Genomic DNA, 19,966 nt, shown 5'->3' with positions numbered 1-19,966 from the left:
GATGCGGCCCCAGGTGTAACGATTAGTGCTTGGAAGCGCCAGAGGCGCCGATGCCGGTCATGGAGCGAACGAACTGGGCATCAAACTTGGCCTTTTCTTCAGCAGCAGACTTGGAGTTGTCGGTCACCGAGAACAGCCAGGTGGTCACGAACGCCAGGGTGATGGAGAAGATGGCCGGGTTCTTGTACGGGAACAGGGCGGCTTTGTGTTTCATCACATCCACCCATACTGCCGGTCCCAGAACAATCAGCACCACTGCGGTTGCCAGGCCGATGAAGCCGCCGATTACTGCGCCGCGGGTGGTCAGGCCCTTCCAGAACATGGACAGGAACAGTACCGGGAAGTTGGCGGAAGCCGCGATGGAGAAGGCCAGACCAACCATGAAGGCAATGTTCTGCTTCTCGAACACCAGGCCCAGCACGATGGCGATGACGCCCAGTGCCACGGTGGTGATCTTGGATACGCGGATTTCGTCAGCTTCGTTCGCCTTGCCCTTCTTGATAACCGAAGCGTACAGATCGTGCGAGACGGCAGAGGCACCGGACAGGGCCAGACCTGCTACAACGGCCAGGATGGTGGCGAAGGCAACAGCAGAGATGAAGCCCAGGAACATGTCACCGCCAACCGCATTGGCCAGGTGAATGGCGGCCATATTGCTGCCACCAACCAGTTGGGTGATTTGCTTGCCATCCTTGGTGATGGTTTCCATCATGCCCGGCTGGTTCAGTACCAGCATGATTGCGCCAAAACCGATGATGAAGGTCAGGATGTAGAAGTAACCGATGAAACCGGTGGCGTAGAACACCGACTTGCGGGCTTCCTTGGCATCAGACACGGTGAAGAAGCGCATCAGGATGTGCGGCAAGCCTGCAGTACCGAACATCAGCGCCATACCCAGCGAAATGGAGTCAACCGGATCAGCCTTGCCCGGGGCCATGATGGCAGCGTGCTTGGCGTGAGCGGCAACTGCCTTCTCGAACATCAGTTCCGGGCTGAAGCCAACGGTGGACAGCACCATGAAGGCCATGAAGGAAGCACCACACAGCAGCAGTACGGCCTTGATGATCTGTACCCAGGTGGTAGCCAGCATGCCGCCAAACAGCACGTAGCACACCATCAGGATGCCCACCATGATTACGGCAGAGGAGTAGTTCATGCCGAACAGCAGCTGGATCAGCTTGCCGGCACCTACCATCTGGGCAATCAGGTACATGGCCACCACTACCAGGGTGGAAGTGGCTGCAAAGGAGCGTACCGGGGTCTGTTGCAGGCGGTAGGAAGCCACGTCGGCAAAGGTGTATTTGCCCAGGTTACGCAGACGTTCTGCCACCAGGAACAGGATCACCGGCCAGCCAACCAGGAAGCCCATGGAGTAGATCAGGCCGTCATAGCCCTTGTCGAACACCATGGCGGAAATCCCCAGGAAGGAGGCTGCCGACATGTAGTCACCGGCAATGGCCAGTCCATTCTGGAAACCGCTGATGCCGCCACCGGCGGTATAGAAGTCCGAAGCAGAACGGGTACGGCGTGCCGCCCAGTAGGTAATGCCCATGGTGAAGGCCACAAACACCACGAACATGATGATGGCGTGCCAGTTGGTGGCCTGTTGCTTCACATCACCTTCGATGGCGCCGGAGGCGAAAGCCAGGGCAGGAAACAGGGTCAGGGCTGCCAGAGCGAGAGAGCCAGTGCGTTTTGTCATTGTTGTGCCTCCTCTACGATCTCGCGGTTGAGCTGGTCAAACTCGCCGTTGGCTTTGCGCACGTACAGGCCGGTCAGCACGAAAGCAGAAAGAATGATCAGGATCCCTACCGGGATGCCAACAGTCATGGTCATGCCGGGGGCGAGCGGAGCACCCAGCGTTGATGGTGAAAATGCCAGAATCAGAATGAAGCCATAGTAAATGGCCAGCATTACGATGCTGAGCTGCCAACCCAGGCTTGTCTTCTTGTGAACAAGCTCTTTGAACTTCGGGTTGGACTGTACTTTCTTGAGTACGTCCTCGTTCATTGCATCCTCCTTTGTCGTAACGATCGTCTGACCGCTGGATGAAACATAAGGGACGAAAGCTGGGCACCGCTAATCGCTTTTTTTGATCAGCAAAATTTGTCATGTCGATGTTGCGTTGCAAAAAATATTAAAAAACAACAAGTTGCAATGGTATTTTTGCTCCATTTCCCCTGTGGTTTGTGCGGTTTTTTTGTGTGGGAATACCGGAAAATGTTGTGGAAGATGTGCTATTGAAGCCAAAATGAGGCAGCAGAACATGTCGTACAAACAGAAAAATGTAGTTCATTTACTACAGGCAGAGAGAACAGGTCGTACATGGAAATCTATCAGTTGAGGACCTTTGTCACCGTGGCCCAGCAAGGGCATCTGACCCAGGCCGCCGAATTGCTGCATTTGTCCCAGCCTGCCGTGACCGCACAGATCAAGGCGCTGGAAGAAGAAGTTGGCATGCCGCTGTTTGAACGGACTGCCGGTGGGGTGACCATGACGCGTGCAGGGCAGGAACTGTTGCCGCAGGCGCAATCCATCCTGGCCTCGGCCCGGGAAATACTGAATCACGCCAAAACCCTGAAAGGACAGACCGGTGGCAAGGCACTGGTGGGGCTGACCCTGACCCCGGCGACGCTGAAAATGGGGCAGTGGGTGGCCGCCCTGGTGGAAAAGTACCCGCTGCTGGACCTGCGCCTGCAACACGGGGTCACGGGCGAGGTGCTCAACCTGGTGCGCAAAAAGGAACTGGATGCCGGCTTCTATCTGGGCAAAAACCCCTACGTCAATGTCAATACCGTCCTGCTGACCAATTTGCCGTTTCGCATCGTGATGCCACACAACTGGCAAAACCGTATTGACATTCACAATCACAAAGACCTGGGGCGCTTGCCCTGGATAGGTCTGTCGCAGTTTTCCAGCTTGTCCAAGATCACTGCAGAACTGTGGCGTGAACTGAATATTTCTCCGAAGAAGGTGACAGAAAGCGACAATCTGGCTTCCATTCTGGAACTTGTCGCCTGTGGCGTCGGTGTGGCACTGGCGCGTGAGGAAGAGGCGCTGGAATGGGAAGCCGCCGGGCGGTTGACGGTTGTGCCAGGTGTGCGCAAACTGGCTGAGCTTCAATTCGTTTATCCATCAGACCGGGTTGGCGACCCCATACTGGAAGCATTGCTGCACGAACTGATTCGCGTCTGGGAACTCAGCCCCGCCACCGCGCATTGAACCCCGCCTCACCGACAAGGATCTTCCATGGCCTACGAATGGTTTGCCAGTGCTTTCGAGCGTTATCTGCGTACCATGGAGCTCAGCCAGCGCCGCTTGCTGGATGCCCAGCAGGATGCCTGTATCAGCTGGGCCGTTGCATGGCTGCAAGGGCCGGCCTTGCCGGAAGGCGAACTGCAGAACCGCATCGACAGCAGTCTGCTTGGCAGTGTGTCCCTGATGCAGGCACATGCGGACAACCAGCGAGACCTGATGCTGGCAACCGAAAAGTCGCTCAATGACATGCACAAGCGCCTGCTCAGCCAGCTGGAGCAGTCCGGTAACCACCCCTCATTCACCGTGATGAAACAGGCGCTGCAGCTTGGGCAAAGTTCTGGCAATGCCGTAAGCAAGATGAGCCGTCAGGTAGGCCACTTTGCCGCCACTAGCTTCTCCTCCGCCTCACTCAACGCCGCCCGCGACATGCGCCGGGTACTGCGTCGGCAAAAACCCTGATTGGTTTCAGGTGTTTATCCGCCCGGCTCGCGACTAGAATCGGGCAATGCAAGCACTCACTTCCCTGACCTTCGGTCAACGTTTTCTGCAGCTGCCACCGGTCTTCCACCGTTCGGTCCAGCCCCAGTCACTCAGCCAGCCGTATCTTGTTGCGGCCAACGCCCCCCTGTGCGCGCAACTGGGTATACAGCCCGAAACACTGGATACGCCTGCTGCCGTGGCTTTGCTGTCCGGCAATCGGCTGGCAGATGGCATGCAGCCTGTGGCGGCTGTGTATGCCGGGCATCAGTTCGGTGTGTTCGTCCCGCAACTGGGAGATGGCCGGGCGCTCTTGCTGGGTGATACGGCAGACATCCATGGGCATCGCTGGGAATGGCAGCTCAAAGGGGCCGGGCTGACGCCCTTTTCCCGGATGGGCGATGGACGCGCCGTATTACGCTCCACCATCCGAGAATACCTGTGCAGCGAAGCCATGCATGGGCTGGGCATCCCGACTACCCGCGCACTGGCCATGGTGGGCTCGCCAGATCCGGTTTACCGCGAGCAAGTCGAGACCGCCGCCGTGCTGACCCGACTGGCAGAGAGTTTCATCCGCTTCGGTAGTTTCGAAGTGTTTTATCACCGTGGCCAACATGATGAAATCCGTATCCTGGCAGACTTCCTCATCCGTCATCATTTCCCGGACTGTGCAGAACAAGCGCAGCCCTACGCAGCATTATTCAGCGAAATTGTCGCTCGCACCGCAAGCTTGATTGCGCAATGGCAGGCAGTGGGCTTCTGTCATGGCGTGATGAATACCGACAATATGTCGGTGCTGGGGCTGACACTGGACTACGGCCCGTTTGGCTTCATGGATGGCTTCAATGCCGCGCATGTATGCAATCACAGCGATCATTCCGGACGTTATGCCTACAACCAGCAACCACAGGTTGGCTTGTGGAATCTGCATTGCCTGGCATCGGCCTTCTTGCCGCTGGTGGACGAGGAAACCCTGCTGTCAGCCCTGTCCTCTTATCGCGAACAGTATGCGCAGTGCTGGATGAGGCTGATGCGCAGCAAGCTGGGCCTTGTCACCGAGCTGGAAGAGGATGATGCCCTGATCGAGGCATTATTGCTGGCCATGCATGCACACCGGACGGATTACACCGTGTTCTTCCGCCGGCTGGTGGATTTTGTGCCCGGTGAGGACAATGCACCGTTGCGCGATCTGTTCCTGGATCGCAGCCTGTTTGATGACTGGGCTGCGCGCTATGCCGCGCGTTTGCAGCTAGAGTCAACACCGCAGGCCACGCGCAGGGCGGCCATGCTGGCAGTCAACCCCAAATACATCTTGCGCAATTATCTGGCTGAACAAGCAATACAAGCCGCTCAACAGGGCGATTTCACCCTGATAAACCGCTTGCATGATTGCCTGCAACATCCATTTGACGAACAGCCAGAGTATCAGGACTTTGCTGCTGAACCACCCGCTTGGGCGACGGAAATCAGCGTCAGCTGCTCCAGCTGAATCCCGCGCTTATTCCCCGTCCCGCTTCAGGCCTGTCTGCTGCCTGCTGAAAGCCGCTGCCCGATTCCAGATGCACGCCATGTCCTGCCGTGTGTTCTGGATGGCCAGCGGCTTCATTCTTTCCCGCTGCTTCCCGCCCGTATTCTACTGACTATTGAGTGCGCTTATCTGGCCGGTACATCCAGTATCTGCCCGAAATGCGTATGCTTTCTGTCCTGATATTCAAATGTCTCTGGTCATGTTGTTTTGAATATTCTGTATTTAATTCTATTTTTTCTGACTATCAATAGTATTGATCGTGAATTGCTTTTGATAATTCACTTTTGATGCAGTGTATTGCTAAGTTGCAGATGTGGGATTTTATTATTGCCGCTAATAAGGTCAGTTTTTCATGCTTGTATGGTGCTTGGGTTTGTAATACTTTCATCGGGTCGATTAATGGGATGTGGGTTCTGTTAATATTGTTCATCAAAATGTTTTTGTTGATATATTTGCGGTGCTTGTTGCTTTTATTGCAATAATGTTGAACCGATAAAGGTGGCGGAATGAAAAGTATTATTATCACCCGGCCAGGTAGTCTGTTATTGGTAGATGAAAAAATCCCTGCTCCTGCCGCGCATGAAGTCCGGGTCAAGGTGAAATATGCCGGTGTGTGTGGCTCTGATGTGCATATTTATCGGGGCCATAATCCCTTTGTCAGCTATCCACGGGTGATAGGGCATGAATTATTTGGCATTGTTGATGCGGTCGGAGAGTCTGTCGACACTGCCCGTATCGGTCAGCGTGTGGTGATTGACCCGGTCATCAGCTGTGGTTGCTGCTATCCCTGTCGGATGGGGCGCCCAAATGTCTGTCTGAAGCTAAAGGTACTGGGTGTACATCGTGATGGTGGCTTCAGTGAATATGTCTGCGTACCTGCCGCAAATATCCATGAGGTGCCATCGAGTATTCCAGATCGACATGCCGCACTGATTGAACCATTCAGCGTTGCGGCAAACATGACTGCTCAGTTGCAACCAGCCACAAATGATTCAGCCTTGATTTATGGTGCCGGCCCCATGGGATTGGCGCTGGTACAGGTATTGAAAAATGTTTATCAGGTTGGCACGGTGATGGTGGTGGACCGGATTCCTTCGCGGCTGGAGATGGCGATTGAATGCGGGGCTGATGTGGTTATCAATAATCTTAAGTCATCCGAGGCTGATTATCTGCAAGGCATCCGGTGCCAGCCGACACTGATTATCGATGCGGCGTGTCATCCTGCCATTTTGTCACAGGCGATTACCTTGGCATCTCCTGCCGGTCGTATCGGTATCATGGGTTTTTCTGATGCAGAAACGGTGATCCGGCAAAAAGACATTACCAGCAAAGAGTTGTCCATTTTCTCTTCCCGTCTGAATAGTGCCCGCTTTCCCCAGGTTATTGAATGGATGGCCGCTGGCAAACTGTTTCCGCACATCCTGATCAGCCATGATATGGAGATGGAACAGGTAGAGCAGGCACTGACGCTATTTGAGTCTAATCCGGATAGCTGCTGCAAGATTCTGCTCAGATTTCCTGATTGATAAAAGGATGGATTGGTAATTTTGGGGGTGTGATGTGAATACGGATAATGTCCTGGATCAGCAAATCAAGGAAAGTGATACTTCCGGCCTGGTCAAGACTGCTGTTTCAGGCTGGTTGGGAACGGCTCTTGAATTCATGGATTTTCAGCTTTACTCCCTGGGCGCTGCACTGGTTTTTCATGAAATATTCTTCTATGGACAAAGCAGGGCCATGGTATTGATCCTGGCCATGGGCACATATGGTGCAGGTTATCTGGCGCGTATTGTCGGTGCCATCATTTTCGGACGCATGGGAGACCGGGTTGGTCGCAAGAAAGTACTGTTTATCACGATTACCATGATGGGCTTGTGTACAACCCTGATCGGTGCACTGCCTACTTATGCGCAGATCGGTATTCTGGCCCCAATACTGCTGGTTATCCTGCGTATTGTGCAAGGATTGGGTGCCGGAGCGGAAATATCCGGTGCCGGCACCATGCTGGCAGAGTCAGCACCGCAGGGTAAACGCGGCATCATTTCTTCATTGGTAGCCATAGGGACAAATTGCGGAACCTTGCTGGCAACGGCGATCTGGGGTGTTCTGTTTTATTTGCTGGACCGTCAGCAACTGATGGAATGGGGATGGCGCATTCCGTTCTTGTCCAGCGTCGTGGTCATGGCATTTGCCATCTGGCTACGTGCCAACCTGAAGGAGTCGCCTGTTTTCGTGCAAGGTGTGAATCAACGGCATGTGCATGAAAAATCGCATGAAAAGCCGGCTGCCGTGGAAGCGGATGATGGCGGGTTTGCTGCCATGTTCCGCAGTCGTGCATTCTGGCTTGCGACCACCCTGCGTTTTGGACAGGCCGGAAATTCCGGTTTGATTCAAACCTTCCTGACCGCTTATCTGGTTCAGACCCTGCTGTTTGACAAGAGCATTCCGACGGATGCCTTGATGATAAGTTCTGTCATCGGATTCCTGACGATTCCATTAATGGGATATCTGTCGGATCGCTTCGGTAGAAGGCTTCCGTATATTGTGCTGAATGCTGGAGGAATATTGCTGGCTTATCCATTGCTGTCATTGATCATGGATCAAGCCCAGGATACCGGCACCATCATGCTGTGCATCATCATCATTCACAATATTGCTGTGCTGGGATTGTTTGCTCTGGAAAACATCACCCTGGCCGAGTTGTTTGGTGCGCGGCAGCGCTTCACGCGGATGGCGATATCAAAGGAGGCCGGAGGCCTGGTGGCGGTTGGTTTGGGCCCGCTGCTGGCTGGTATCTTCTGCCATTTGACTAACAGCTGGTGGCCTGTGGCAGTCATGGTCATGTGCTATTCAATGGCAGGCCTGATGGCGGCACTGTTGATGCCGGAAGTCAAAGACCGCGACCTGACCATCATGCAGGATGCAGCCGTCTGAGCCGGGTTGCCCAGTTGTATTGCCGCGTTGTGAGTACTGTGGTGCTTGTGTTGTTTCCTGAGGAGTGCCCATGCCAGATTCGTCTTTGTCCACCAAGCATTTGCAGCCACCTTACCCACGTGAAGCCTTGCGACCCAGATTATTGCATCTGGGTTGTGGGGCGTTTCATCGCGCTCATCAGGCGGTGTTTGCCGACATGCTGGCCAGCGACCATGCCAGTGACTGGGGCTACTGTGAAGTCAGCCTGACGGATAGTGGCGGTACGATTACTGCCTTGAAAGGGCAGGACTTTCTCTATGCAGTGGCAGAAATGGATGGCAATGACTGGTCATGCCGGGTTGTGGGCGTGGTCTGTCAGGCACTGAGCCTGCGTGAGGATGGCTTGTCGGCCGTTGTTGAGGCGCTGGCGCAGCCTGAGCTGGCCGTGGTGACGCTGACCATTACCGAGAAGGGTTATTGCCATTCACCCGCCACCGGCCAATTGCAGATGGAACATCCCGCCATCCGGCATGATATTGCCTGCCCCTGGCAGCCATGCTCTGCTCCCGGAGTGTTGCTGGCTGGTCTGCGTTTGCGTCGTGAGCGTGGCTTGCCCGGCTTGACCATTCTGTCTTGCGACAATATGCCGGCTAACGGTGTCGTGACAAGGCAAGTCATGACGACGCTGGCCAGTTTGCAGGATGCAGACCTGGCTGCCTGGGTGGAATCGCAGGTGGCATTTCCTTCCAGCATGGTGGACTGCATCGTGCCCATGGTGACTGCAGAAACCCGCAGGCGCATCCGTGACTTGCTTGGCGGTGTCGATGACCCGGCCGGTGTGGCTTGTGAACCTTATCGCCAGTGGGTGATAGAAGACTGCTTTCCCTACGGGCGACCGCCATGGGAACGGGTTGGGGTCAAGCTGCTTGCCGATGTGCAGCCTTTCGAGGAAATGAAGTTGCGCATGCTCAATGGCAGCCATTCCTTTCTGGCGTATCTGGGTTGTCTGGCCGGCTATGTGCATGTCAGCGATTGCATGCAGGATGCTTGCCTGGTGAGGCTGGTCCACCATTTGATGGTGGAAGAGCAGGCGGTCACATTGGTGCAATGCCCGATAAAGCCTGAAGAGTATGCCGCGCAGCTGCTGACTCGCTTTCGCAATCCCGCTTTATTACACCGTACCTTGCAGATAGCAATGGATGGCAGCCAGAAATTGCCACAGCGCATGCTGGCGTCCATTCGTTTTCATCTGGCGCATGGCAGTCGTTTTGACTGCCTGGCACTGGGGGTGGCGGCATGGATGTGCTTTGTCAGTCGGGTGGATGAGCAGGGGCAAGTCATCTCCGTGTCCGACCCGCTGGCCGGGGAAATAAGCCGTCTGCTGTCCAGTAGAACGGACGGTGAATCTGCGGTACGGGCATTGTTGAAGCTGGAGCAAGTGTTCGGGACCGATTTGCCCGCCAATACGCATTTTGTCGAGCTGCTTGAGCAGCAGTTCCAGTTACTGCAGCAGGATGGTGCCAGGGCCTGCATCGCATTGTTGTGCCGTCGGCTTGGACTGACCGTTACCTTGGCCTGATGTCACAGGCAGGCTACAAGATTGCCATGTCCTGATGTTGTGAAAAAGCCCCGCCGGATTGCTCTGGCGGGGCTTTTCATATCCGCAGTAAATGCGGCCGGAACGACTTAGTGCAATACCAGCAAGGTAAACGGCGGCAGATAGGCCATCGCCGTTACCACCAGGCCGACCAGGCAGGCCAGTGCCAGCGAGTGGAAGAACACATAGCGCAGGATCACACCTTCCTTGCCGTAATACTGGGTAGCAGTCGAAGCCACCACGATGGACTGGGCGTCGATCATCTTGCCCATTACACCACCGGCGGAGTTGGCCGCCGTCATCAGCACCGGCGACAGGCCCAGCTGGGTAGCGGATGCCTTTTGCAGACCACCGAACAGCACGTTGGCGGCGGTGTCGGAACCGGTCAGTGCCACGCCCAGCCAGCCCAGCAGGGTGCCGAAGAAGGGGTAGAGCACGCCAGTGTGCGAGAACGCCAGGCCCAGGGTGATGTCCACACCGGAGTAGCGGGTCAGGTAGCCCAGTGCCAGCATGGCCACGATGGTGATCAGCGAGTAGCGCAGGGACCAGAAGGTCTGACCGTATACCTTGATCAGCTCACTCGGACGATAGCCCATGATCAGGCCGGACAGGATGCCTGCCACCAGAATGCCGGTACCGGTGGTGGACAGCAGGTTCAGCTTGTAGATGGCTGCTTCGACATGCGGCTTGGCCACAACCGGCGGCATCTTCTGTACCAGGTTGTGCAGGCCGGGCCACTGGATGTCCAGCGTGAAGATGGCATCCAGCGCCTTTTTCACATTGGGAGAGCCCCAGGCGAATACCAGCACCGACAGGATCAGCCACGGCAGCCAGGCACGGATCACGTCACCGGTGGAGTAACCATGCTTGGGTTGCAGGGCGGTCTTGCCTGCGGCTTCGGCAGCGGCACCGGCCATGGTGCCGGCGGTGGAGGTGTATACCTCTTGCGGGTGCCATACCTTCAGGAAGAGAACCAGCGCGGCAATCGAGCACACCGAGGCAATCACGGCAACCAGTTCCGGCCCCATGGTGTTGGAGACGATCAGCTGCGGAATGGCGAAGGACAAGCCGGCCACCAGGGCGGCAGGCCAGATGCGCAGGGTGTTCTTCCAGCCGCAGAAGGCAATCAGCAGCCAGAACGGCACGATGACGGCGAAGATGGTCATCTGGCGACCCACCATGGAGGAAATCAGCATCACGTCGATGCCGGTCACCTTGGCCAGGGTGGTAATCGGTGTGCCCAGTGCACCGTAGGCGACCGGTGCGGTATTGGCGATCAGCGACAGGCCGGATGCGGCCAGCGGCGAGAAGCCCAGGCCAATCAGCATGGCACCGGTAACGGCCACCGGTGTGCCAAAGCCGCCAGCACCTTCGAAGAAGGCACCAAAGCAGAAGGCAATCAGCAGCAGTTGCAGGCGACGGTCTTGCGTGACGCCGGTAATGCTTTCACGCAGGATGGCAAACTGCCCTTTGCGTTCGGTCAGCTGGTACAGGAAGATCACGTTCAGGATGATCCAGCCAATCGGCAGCAAGCCGTTGGCCGCACCCATCAGGGTGGCGCTGGCAGCCATGCCGGCGGGCATGCCGAAAATGCCGATGGCGACAACGAGCGAAGTGATCAAACCCATCACGGCTGCAATGTGAGCCTTGATATGAAAAATGCCGAGCGCGCCCAGCAGCACGATGACCGGCAGCGCTGCGCACAGCGTAGACAGCCACGGGTTGCCCAGTGGGTCGTAAACGTGGGACCACATGATGGTTCTCTCCAATGATTGTTGGCGTTGATCGGGCGCAGCCATCGCGGCTGTGCCCCATTCGAGCGTTCCGCCTGTTTTTGTACTGGTGGCGGATGCCGCAACTGTAGTGATCAAGCATCAAATCGTCATTTAGGGCTTGCCCTTGCGGGTTTACCCTGTGTCTGACGATGGGGAGAGAGGGCGAGCGAGGGTCAGGCGGCGGTCAGCGGGGCGCTGCTTTCGCCATCCAGAGCGGATAACTGTCGGTGGTCAGCGGCTTGGTCACGCAAGCGGAAGAAGGCCACCCGTTGTTGCAAGGCTTCAGCATACTGCAGCATTTCCCGCGAAAGTGTGGCCATGTTCAGCGATTCTTCAGCGTTTTGCACTGATGAATAGCTTAATTGGTTCAAGGACTGTGAAATCTGGCTGATGCCCAGGTTCTGTTCCTGACTGCTGCTGTTGATGTGTTCCACCAGGCGACGGGTCTGGCTGATGATGTCTTCCAGCGTACCCATGGCACTACCGGCATGTTCGGCCCGGCTCATGGTTTGTTGCGACAGTTGCTGGATTTCCTGCGCCACGTCCTTGCTGCGCTGGGCCAGTTTGCGAACCTCCTGCGCCACCACGGCAAAACCCTTGCCGTGTTCTCCGGCGCGGGCGGCTTCGATTGTGGCATTCAAGGCCAGCAAATCCGTCTGGTAAACAATGTCGTCGATCTGCTCTATGCACTGAATGATATGGTGCAGGGCCTGCACCGTGTTTTCTACCAGCAAGCGGCCTTCACGGCTGGCATCTACCGCTGCAATGGCTTGTTGTTCGGTTTGCTGGGCGCTATGCATGGTGGCATCCAGCGTGGAAGAAAACTGCTGCAAGGTGGTGGCAATTTCCTCCAGATGGGCCGCCTGACTGCTGGTTTGGTCTCCGACATGGCTGGCAGCATGTTCTACCTGTCCGGACAAGGTGCGCATGTCGGTCGCAGTCTGGCGTATGCCGTGCATGACGGTGCTCAAGCGGCTGATCATGCTGTCCAGTACACCACTCATGCTGTGGGGGCTGACTTGCTGCAGACGGCCTTGCCACTGGCCCTCTGCCAGTTGGCCGATATGCTGACGGGTTTGGGCCGGTTCCGCACCCAGCAGCGCAATCAGCCGGCGATAGCTCCAGCGCAATAACAGGGCCACGACCAATACGGTTCCGAGCAAGGACAGTGACAATAGCAGCCAGTTTTGCCGGTTGCTGCTGGCTGCTTCATCTTCCAGTCGCTGCTGGTATTGCTGGGCCTGAATCACGGCCTTGTCGATAGCCTGGCGGTGTTGTGCATACACCTGCTGCATATGGGCAAAAACAATGTTTACCTGGCGGTCCTGTTTTTTTTGCAGGGCCGGAAGCAACTGCTGATTCAGCAATATGAAAAACTCACGTCCATATTCCTGAGCCTGGCCTGTCAGAGACTCGCGCAATGCAACAGGCAGGTCCTGTCGCTGCCAGTACTGGTAATGCTGATTGAATGCCTGTTCACTGCGCTGTAACTGCCCCAGCAGATGCGCTTGCTGCTCAACGGATGCCAGCCTGAGCTGATGGACGAGGAGATTGGCTTCAATGATGTAAGCCGGTGGCGGCAGGATATCTGCCACCAGATCCTTGGCCTGGATGATGCGGTGGTACTGCGGGCCACCGATGGTGATTTGCCTGATCAGTACTGCCGCTCCCAGCGCCACGGCGGCAAGCAAGCTGGCCAGCACCAGCGTGAGCCAGACAAAACGCTGGCGCACCGAGAAAAAACGGTGATGGTTCTGCATTGGTGTGATTCCCCAAAGCCCGCACATGTCCGGCCAGACCCTGCCTGTTGGCGGGCCTTGTCTGCTGTGCTGCTGTTGTCAGGCATGTCAGGCATGCCATGTTGTAAGTGAGCTTGAGACTGCAGTGGAAATGTCAGCAAGCCCACTTATCAGGAATAGCACATTATTGCCAGAGTGAAGGTATTACATACTGTCCTAAAGAATTGTTTTAAACAGTAGTAGGGGCAGGGGGTGGGCAGAGCCAGCAGCGCGCCTAGTTGCAATTAAGCCGCAATGGCTCCCATTGGTGAGGCTAGTCGTGTTGGTGGCCTGCTGTCAGTGCATGAGCCTGCAGACCATTTTCATCCAGCCGCAGATAGCCGCCATGATTGCCGTACCAGTCGGTCAACACCCAGCGCTGACTGGACTTGTTGTCTTGTTGATAGCTGTGGCAGGCCGGGCGGTGGGTGTGGCCGTGGATGAGAACCGGCCAGTCATACTGGTCGAGTAATGCCAGAACGGCCTGTTCGGTGACATCGGTAATGGCGCTCAGGCCTTGCTGCTGTTTGGCGGCTTCACTTTGCATGCGTGCCTGTGCGGCAATGGCGTGGCGTTCGGCCAAGGGGCGCGCCAGCATGGCGGCTTGCCAGGCCGGGTTGCGGCTCACGGCCCTGAATTGCTGATAGGCGGTGTCATCGGTACACAGCGCATCGCCATGGCTCAAGAGATAACGCTGGCCATAGGCCTCCAGCAGGTGAGGGTCTTCCAGCAACATGGCCCCGCTGCGCTGGCAAAAGCCCTCGCCCAGCAGGAAGTCGCGGTTGCCTCGCATCACATAAAGTGGGGTATGGCGGGAGAACTGCTGCATGGCAGCCAGCATGTCCTGCAAGAATGCAGAATCATCGTCATCACCAACCCAGTATTCGAACAAATCACCCAGAATGAACAGGCTGTCGATCTGCCCCTGCCATGCTTGCAAGGTACTCACGAACAACTGGCATAGTGCGGGGCTGTCTTCGCTCAGGTGCAGGTCGGAAATGAAGTGATGGCTCATGATGTTTCAGTAAGGGCAACAATTGTCAGAATGCCAAAGCAAAGCCAGCTCACCCGGGGGCAGCTGGCTTGCTGACAGGGCCGCTAGTGGCCCTGGACGGGATCAGATGATCTCGGCCTTTTCCACCACGACGGCTTCAACCGGCACGTCCTGGTGACCGCCGCTACGACCGGTACGCACGGTCTTGATGCGATCAACCACTTCCTTGCCTTCCACAACCTGGCCAAATACGGCATAGCCCCAGCCTTGAGTGGTTTCGGACTTGAAGTCCAGGAAGTCATTGTCGGACACGTTGATGAAGAACTGGGCCGATGCGGAGTGCGGGTCCATGGTGCGGGCCATGGCAACGGTGTAGGTCTTGTTGGAAACACCGTTGTTGGCTTCGTTCTTGATCGGATCGCGGGTGTCTTTTTGCTTCATGTCGGCATCAAAACCACCGCCCTGAATCATGAAACCGTTGATTACGCGGTGAAAGATGGTGCCGTCGTAGTGGCCGCTCTTTACGTATTCTTCAAAATTGGCGGCAGTGACCGGGGCTTTGTCGTGGAACAGTTCCAGAACGATATCGCCGAAGTTGGTGCTCAGTTTGATCATGAGGATTCCTTTATTGTCTGAAGCGTACGCTTGATGCGGTGTGCTGAAGGCCAGCCTGTGGCTGGCCGGTGAAGGCGGGTCAGGGTTTAACCACAACCTTCTGGATCACGATGGGCTCGAAGGGCACGTCATCCATGCCTTTCATGCTGCCGGTGTGGGTTTTGGCAATGCGGTTGACGACGTCCATGCCCTTGCTGACCTTGCCGAATACAGCATAGCCGATGCCTTGCGGGCTGGGGTTCTTGTAGTCAAGGAATTCGTTGTTGGCCACGTTGATGAAAAACTGTGCCGTTGCCGAATTTGGGTCGGCAGTGCGGGCCATGGCGATGGTGCCAATGCTGTTTTTCAGGCCGTTGGCGGCTTCATTGGGGATGGGCGCGTTGGTTTTCTTCTGTTCCAGCTTGCCGTCAAAACCACCACCCTGAATCATGAAACCATCGATGACGCGGTGAAATACCGTACCGTTGTAAAAACCGGCCTTGGCATAGCTGACAAAATTGGCCACGGTCTTGGGCGCTTTGGCCGAATCCAGGGTAATTTCAATCACGCCTTTGTTGGTGGTCATTTCCACCACCGGCGCGGCGTGTGCCAACAGGGGCAGGGCACACAGGGCAAGGCTTGCGAGCAGTTTTTTCATGGATGTAAGGAGTGCTGTCGGCGGAAACAAAGCCGAATTCTAGCACAGCAGCCGCATCGCGGATGCGGCTGCTTGGGTCGCTTGCTTCAGACGTCAAAACGCAGTGACTTGTCCTCATCTGCATTGTGCATGTGCTTGGGGGCACCTACGATCAGCGGGTCGGCGGCATGGGCCACGCGCGGGTCCTTGTTGGGGTAGTCCAGGCTGGCCAGGAAATGGCGGATACAGTTCAGCCGTGCCCGCTTCTTGTCATCCGATTTCACCACCACCCAGGGCGCATCGCCGGTATTGGTGTGGAAGAACATGGCTTGCTTGGCCGCAGTGTAGTCGTCCCATTTGTCCAGCGACTGAATGTCGATGGGCGAGAGCTTCCAGTGCTTGAGCGGGTCATCCCGGCGCGAGATGAAACGACGCAGCTGTTCTTCACGGCTGACCGAGAACCAGAACTTGAACAGATGGATGCCGCTGTTGACCAGCATGCGTTCCAGCTGCGGTGTCTGGCGCATGAATTCCAGGTATTCGTCCGGGGTGCAGAAGCCCATCACCCGTTCCACGCCGGCGCGGTTATACCAGGAGCGGTCGAAGAACACGATTTCGCCGGAAGACGGCAGATGTTCGATATAACGCTGGAAATACCATTGACCGCGTTCGCGCTCGGACGGTTTTTCCAGTGCCACCACACGGGCACCACGCGGGTTCAGGTGTTCCATGTAGCGCTTGATGGTACCGCCCTTGCCGGCAGCGTCGCGGCCTTCAAACAGGATGACGATTTTCTGCCCGGTTTCCTTCACCCAGTTCTGTACTTTCAACAGCTCGATCTGCAGTTCCAGCTTGATCTTTTCGTACTCGGCCCGGCGCATGCGGGTGCGGTAGGGGAAGCTGGCAGGGAGTTCGGCGGTGCTGCTGTCTTCGCTGGTGCCGTGCGGTGCCTCGGCCACCTGCAGTGCAACCGGCTGCTGGCTGATGGTTTCGATGGCTTTCACCGATTCCTGATGCACGCGCTTGACGTTGCTCTGGCGGCTGCTGGTGCTGCGCGCAGGCTTGCGGCTGGCCGCAGGAGTGCTGGTGGAGCTGGTATTTTCCGCGACAGGTGTGGTGTCGGCGGGCGTACTGATGGCGGGATCGTTATTTTTGTCTTGCGTCATGGTTTTCCCTCATGCTGAAGTGGTCTTGAAACCATGCTACGCCTGTTGAATTGGGGTGTCGATATGCCTCTGCCATGGCGGTTATTCCGCTGGCGGGATACCCGGCTGGCTTGCGCCTGGCGTAGTTGGCGTCGATGATGACAGTACAAACATGCAGCGGCAGCACTGTTTGCTGCCGCTTGCCATCAACGAAAGTCGCACCATGTTCAGTCCGGGATTCCACCCTTGTATTGTTGATACCCTCAAAAGCTATAACCGCCAGTTGCTGCGCGATGACATCATGGCCGGCATTACCGTCGGCATTGTCGCCTTGCCCTTGGCCATGGCCTTTGCCATGGCCAGTGGGGTGACGCCACAGGCTGGCATATTCACTGCCGTGATTGCCGGTTTTCTGGCGGCGGTGCTGGGGGGGAGCCGTTTGTCGGTCACCGGGCCTACCGGGGCCTTCATCGTCATCATCTACGGCATTGTGGCCAAGTACGGGGTGGCCAACCTGCTGATCTGCACCTTCATGTCCGGCGTGATGCTGGTGTTGATGGGCATTTTCCGGCTGGGGCAGGTGATCCGCTTTTTTCCCTTGCCACTGATTACCGGTTTTACCAACGGTATCGCCGTGCTGATTTTCCTGACCCAACTGAAAGATTTTTTCGGCTTGCCGGTGGAAAAGATGCCAGCCGGCTTCTTTGCCGTGATGCAGGTATTGCGTGAGCAACTGGGCAATTTTCACTGGCCGACCTTGCTGCTGTCTGCGGCCAGCCTGCTGCTTATCCTGCTATGGCCAAAGCGACTCAACCGCCTGTTGCCCGCGCCTTTTGTCGCGCTGATTCTGGCGACGCTGGCCACGGCCTTGTTCAGCCTGCCGGTGGCCACGCTGGGCAGCAAGTTCGGTGGTATTCCGCAAGGCTTGCCCAGCTTTGGCGGGCTGGACCTGGACCCGACCCATTTGTCCGACCTGCTGGCACCGGCCTTTACCATTGCCCTGCTGGGGGCCATCGAGTCACTGCTGTGTGCGGTGGTGGCGGACAGCATGACGTCCGACAAGCATGATTCCAATCAGGAGCTGATCGGTCAGGGCATCGCCAATATGGTGGCCCCGTTTTTTGGCGGCATTCCGGCGACCGGAGCGGTGGCGCGCACTGCCACCAATATCAGCAACGGCGGTCGCAGCCCGGTGGCTGCCATGGTGCATGCGGTGTTGCTGCTGTTGATTTTGCTGGTGGCAGCCCCGTTGGCGGCGAGCATTCCCCTGGCGGTGCTGGCGGCCATCCTGATTTCGGTGGCACTGAAAATGGGGGACTGGGATATCCGCAAGGCTTTCCAGTTTCCCAAGCGCGATACCGCCGTGCTGATTGTCACCTTTGTGCTGACCGTGGTGTTTGACCTGACGGTGGCAGTACAGATCGGCCTGCTGATGGCGGCGGTGTTCTTCATCCGCAGCATGGCCAGCCATACCTCGGTCAACCGCCTGTTGCCGGAATATGCGCAGTTGTTCGAGCGCCATACCATTGCCGGCAAGCATGTGCCGGATGGCTGCGCGGCTTTCCGGGTGGAGGGTGCACTGTTTTTCGGCGCGGCGGACAGTGTGGAAATCATTCACCAGCAGGCCGAGCAGGCGCGCGTCATCATCTTGCAGTTGCACCGGCTGGTGATGCTGGATACCACCGGTTTGCTGGCGCTGGACAGTCTGAACGACAAGCTGCGCGTACAGGGCAAGACGCTGATTCTGTGTGGTGCGACCGATGAGGTGCTGGACATGCTCAAGGGGTCGCGGCTGGTGGATGATCTGGGTGCGGATAATCTGCAGCCGGACCTGGCAGCCGCCTTGCAGCGTGCCGAACAGTTGCTGACCAGCGGGGTGGTGTGGGGCTAGAGCTGGCCTTCCTCGCGCAATACCTGCTGCAAGGCTGCAAAACAGCGTGGATCGATAGCCACGTGCAGGTTCTGCTGCATGATGTCCAGTGTTTTGGCCACCGGCGTGGCCGGGTGGTATGGCCGCTCGGCATTGATGGCGTCAAAAATGTCGGCGGTGGTGATGATGCGGGTTTCCAGGGTGATGGCGTCGCCTGACAGACCGCGCGGATAGCCCTTGCCATCCAGTCGTTCATGGTGGGCGGCGGAAACATCGGCCAGCTCGGCAAACACCTGCATGCGGCCAAGAATGGCGTGGGTGTAGCTGGCGTGTTTTTGCACGGCGGCCCATTCCTCGGCATCCAGCTTGCCTGGCTTGTCCAGAATGCGGTTGCTCACCCCCAGCTTGCCCACGTCGTGTAGCAGGGCGCCGCGTTTGAGCCAGCGGCGGCGCGCATCATCCAGGCCCAGGGTGGCGGCAATACGGTCGGCATAATGACCTACCCGCTGACTGTGACCGGCGGTGAAGGGGCTTTTGGAGTCGACCACCTGGCCGAAGCCTTCGGCAATTTCATCCAGATAATCTTCATCAACTTCCACCTGATGCTGGGCCGGTTCCAGCGCCAGTACCGCCTGATCGACAGCCGTCGATTCCAGCACCTGCCAGAAGGTTTCGTCACTGGCCACGCTGGCAAAGCTGGCCACCAGTTGTGGGTCGAACCAGTTGCCGGCACGTTGCTGCACCTCGGCCAGCGCACCGTCACGACCACTGGTGATGTGAAACACATCCACCACCTGCGCCAGCAGGGCAATGCGGGCATTGAGCGGAATGGCCTCACCCTGCAAACCCAGCGGACGGCCGGAGCCATCCCAGTGCTCGTCCAGCGACTGGATGCCGCGCGCCACGTTTTCATTGAAGCGCAGCTGGCGGGCGATATCCGCACCTCGATAGCAACGGGTCTGGATCAGTTCGTCGGCAATTTCCTTGCCATTGCGCACAATGCTGATAATGGATGCCAGGCGGTCGGCCCAGCCGGCGTGGCGACCGGTATGGCTGAATACAAAACCCAGCTTGTCCTGCAAGCTGCTGCCTACCAGCTTGAAGTCTTGCTTGAACTGGCGATCATCTGCCAGATACAGTTCGCTGATGCGGGCGGCATTGCTGCTGCAGCCCAGGTCTTTCAGCAGGATGGCGTAGTACAGTTCCCACAGTGACTGGCTGTCCAGCCCGATGGCACGGCCAATGTGCATGCCTATCCAGCAGCTGCGTACACAATGGCCTTCAGGTTGTCCCTCGGTGATATCCAGTGCATAGCTGAGCGAACCCAGCAATTCCGCCAGCTTGAGCGAAGCCCCCATGGTCCATGTCCTGTTTGAATCCGGTTGGCTGCTACTTTAGCT

16 protein-coding genes are annotated in these 19,966 nt (G+C 57.0%); 7 read left to right on the top strand and 9 right to left on the bottom strand.

All coding sequences use genetic code 11. The annotated features are described in order from the left end of the window. Nucleotides 1-22: 22 nt before the first annotated feature. A complete protein-coding gene (locus ACE3SE_RS18945; protein WP_199101310.1) occupies nt 23-1,702 on the bottom strand; it encodes a cation acetate symporter in 1,680 nt (559 codons plus the stop codon). Then, complete coding sequence (locus ACE3SE_RS18940) at nt 1,699-2,010, bottom strand: DUF485 domain-containing protein (protein WP_045847092.1); 312 nt, start codon at nt 2,008-2,010, stop codon at nt 1,699-1,701. Before ACE3SE_RS18940 ends, ACE3SE_RS18945 begins: the two co-directional genes overlap by 4 nt. 315 nt (nt 2,011-2,325) lie before the next feature. On the opposite strand from ACE3SE_RS18940, the gene ACE3SE_RS18935 reads away from it, so the two are divergent. From ACE3SE_RS18935 to ACE3SE_RS18910, 6 genes are all read left to right on the top strand, one after another. Next, entirely contained in the window at nt 2,326-3,222 is an 897-nt protein-coding gene (locus ACE3SE_RS18935) for a LysR family transcriptional regulator (RefSeq protein ID WP_131355050.1), read from the top strand. 27 nt (nt 3,223-3,249) lie between these two features. Further along, nucleotides 3,250-3,717 carry a hypothetical protein gene (locus ACE3SE_RS18930; protein ID WP_131355047.1) on the top strand — a complete coding sequence of 156 codons (468 nt, stop codon included), beginning with the start codon at nt 3,250-3,252 and terminating at the stop codon, nt 3,715-3,717. 46 nt (nt 3,718-3,763) lie between these two features. Beyond that, nucleotides 3,764-5,224, top strand: coding sequence for a protein adenylyltransferase SelO (locus ACE3SE_RS18925; RefSeq protein ID WP_374555308.1), 1,461 nt, complete (start codon nt 3,764-3,766; stop codon nt 5,222-5,224). A 545-nt stretch (nt 5,225-5,769) separates the two neighbouring features. After that, nucleotides 5,770-6,789: a Zn-dependent oxidoreductase gene (locus ACE3SE_RS18920; RefSeq protein ID WP_374555310.1), complete on the top strand. Its 1,020-nt coding sequence runs from the start codon at nt 5,770-5,772 to the stop codon at nt 6,787-6,789. A 34-nt stretch (nt 6,790-6,823) separates the two neighbouring features. Beyond that, nucleotides 6,824-8,197: an MFS transporter gene (locus tag ACE3SE_RS18915; RefSeq protein WP_374555312.1), complete on the top strand. Its 1,374-nt coding sequence runs from the start codon at nt 6,824-6,826 to the stop codon at nt 8,195-8,197. 70 nt (nt 8,198-8,267) lie between these two features. After that, the gene (locus tag ACE3SE_RS18910; RefSeq protein WP_374555314.1) at nt 8,268-9,755 is read left to right on the top strand and encodes a mannitol dehydrogenase family protein; all 1,488 of its coding nucleotides are present in this window, start codon (nt 8,268-8,270) and stop codon (nt 9,753-9,755) included. A 107-nt stretch (nt 9,756-9,862) separates the two neighbouring features. On the opposite strand, the gene ACE3SE_RS18905 is transcribed toward ACE3SE_RS18910, so the two are convergent. From ACE3SE_RS18905 to ppk2, 6 genes are all read right to left on the bottom strand, one after another. Next, nucleotides 9,863-11,527: an L-lactate permease gene (locus ACE3SE_RS18905; protein WP_374555316.1), complete on the bottom strand. Its 1,665-nt coding sequence runs from the start codon at nt 11,525-11,527 to the stop codon at nt 9,863-9,865. A gap of 194 nt (nt 11,528-11,721) precedes the next feature. Further along, on the bottom strand, nt 11,722-13,308 hold the full coding sequence (locus ACE3SE_RS18900) for a methyl-accepting chemotaxis protein (protein ID WP_374555318.1): 1,587 nt from the start codon (nt 13,306-13,308) through the stop codon (nt 11,722-11,724). 292 nt (nt 13,309-13,600) lie between these two features. Then, entirely contained in the window at nt 13,601-14,341 is a 741-nt protein-coding gene (locus ACE3SE_RS18895; protein ID WP_374555320.1) for a UDP-2,3-diacylglucosamine diphosphatase, read from the bottom strand. 102 nt (nt 14,342-14,443) lie between these two features. Continuing rightward, nucleotides 14,444-14,935, bottom strand: a complete 492-nt coding sequence (locus ACE3SE_RS18890; RefSeq protein ID WP_045847100.1) for a peptidylprolyl isomerase — start codon at nt 14,933-14,935, stop codon at nt 14,444-14,446. A 79-nt stretch (nt 14,936-15,014) separates the two neighbouring features. Then, a complete protein-coding gene (locus ACE3SE_RS18885; RefSeq protein WP_045847101.1) occupies nt 15,015-15,572 on the bottom strand; it encodes a peptidylprolyl isomerase in 558 nt (185 codons plus the stop codon). Between the two features lie 86 nt (nt 15,573-15,658). After that, nucleotides 15,659-16,516: a polyphosphate kinase 2 gene (gene ppk2, locus ACE3SE_RS18880; RefSeq protein WP_204377090.1), complete on the bottom strand. Its 858-nt coding sequence runs from the start codon at nt 16,514-16,516 to the stop codon at nt 15,659-15,661. A 403-nt stretch (nt 16,517-16,919) separates the two neighbouring features. Here ppk2 and ACE3SE_RS18875 point away from each other — a divergent pair, with 403 nt between their 5' ends. Next, the gene (locus ACE3SE_RS18875; protein ID WP_374555322.1) at nt 16,920-18,587 is read left to right on the top strand and encodes a SulP family inorganic anion transporter; all 1,668 of its coding nucleotides are present in this window, start codon (nt 16,920-16,922) and stop codon (nt 18,585-18,587) included. Here the strand turns inward: ACE3SE_RS18875 and ACE3SE_RS18870 are convergent. Continuing rightward, the gene (locus ACE3SE_RS18870) at nt 18,584-19,924 is read right to left on the bottom strand and encodes an HD-GYP domain-containing protein (protein WP_374555324.1); all 1,341 of its coding nucleotides are present in this window, start codon (nt 19,922-19,924) and stop codon (nt 18,584-18,586) included. The two genes, ACE3SE_RS18875 and ACE3SE_RS18870, sit on opposite strands and share 4 nt — an antisense overlap. Between the last annotated feature and the right edge of the window lie 42 nt (nt 19,925-19,966).

Origin of the sequence: Aquitalea pelogenes, from assembly GCF_041914625.1 — a bacterium.
Classification (GTDB): domain Bacteria; phylum Pseudomonadota; class Gammaproteobacteria; order Burkholderiales; family Chromobacteriaceae; genus Aquitalea; species Aquitalea pelogenes.
The sequence above is the reverse complement of the archived record's forward strand: the minus strand, read 5'-3'. Positions and strand labels throughout refer to the sequence as shown.

Bases quoted from the DNA above. Each gene is read 5' to 3' on its own strand.
- ACE3SE_RS18935 (WP_131355050.1), top strand. From the start codon at position 2,326: ATGGAAATCTATCAGTTGAGGACCTTTGTCACCGTGGCCCAGCAAGGG.
- ACE3SE_RS18890 (WP_045847100.1), bottom strand. From the start codon at position 14,935: ATGATCAAACTGAGCACCAACTTCGGCGATATCGTTCTGGAACTGTTC.
- ACE3SE_RS18940 (WP_045847092.1), bottom strand. From the start codon at position 2,010: ATGAACGAGGACGTACTCAAGAAAGTACAGTCCAACCCGAAGTTCAAA.
- ACE3SE_RS18945 (WP_199101310.1), bottom strand. From the start codon at position 1,702: ATGACAAAACGCACTGGCTCTCTCGCTCTGGCAGCCCTGACCCTGTTT.
- ACE3SE_RS18925 (WP_374555308.1), top strand. From the start codon at position 3,764: ATGCAAGCACTCACTTCCCTGACCTTCGGTCAACGTTTTCTGCAGCTG.
- ACE3SE_RS18885 (WP_045847101.1), bottom strand. From the start codon at position 15,572: ATGAAAAAACTGCTCGCAAGCCTTGCCCTGTGTGCCCTGCCCCTGTTG.
- ACE3SE_RS18870 (WP_374555324.1), bottom strand. From the start codon at position 19,924: ATGGGGGCTTCGCTCAAGCTGGCGGAATTGCTGGGTTCGCTCAGCTAT.
- ACE3SE_RS18930 (WP_131355047.1), top strand. From the start codon at position 3,250: ATGGCCTACGAATGGTTTGCCAGTGCTTTCGAGCGTTATCTGCGTACC.
- ACE3SE_RS18910 (WP_374555314.1), top strand. From the start codon at position 8,268: ATGCCAGATTCGTCTTTGTCCACCAAGCATTTGCAGCCACCTTACCCA.
- ACE3SE_RS18895 (WP_374555320.1), bottom strand. From the start codon at position 14,341: ATGAGCCATCACTTCATTTCCGACCTGCACCTGAGCGAAGACAGCCCC.
- ACE3SE_RS18905 (WP_374555316.1), bottom strand. From the start codon at position 11,527: ATGTGGTCCCACGTTTACGACCCACTGGGCAACCCGTGGCTGTCTACG.
- ACE3SE_RS18875 (WP_374555322.1), top strand. From the start codon at position 16,920: ATGTTCAGTCCGGGATTCCACCCTTGTATTGTTGATACCCTCAAAAGC.
- ACE3SE_RS18900 (WP_374555318.1), bottom strand. From the start codon at position 13,308: ATGCAGAACCATCACCGTTTTTTCTCGGTGCGCCAGCGTTTTGTCTGG.
- ACE3SE_RS18920 (WP_374555310.1), top strand. From the start codon at position 5,770: ATGAAAAGTATTATTATCACCCGGCCAGGTAGTCTGTTATTGGTAGAT.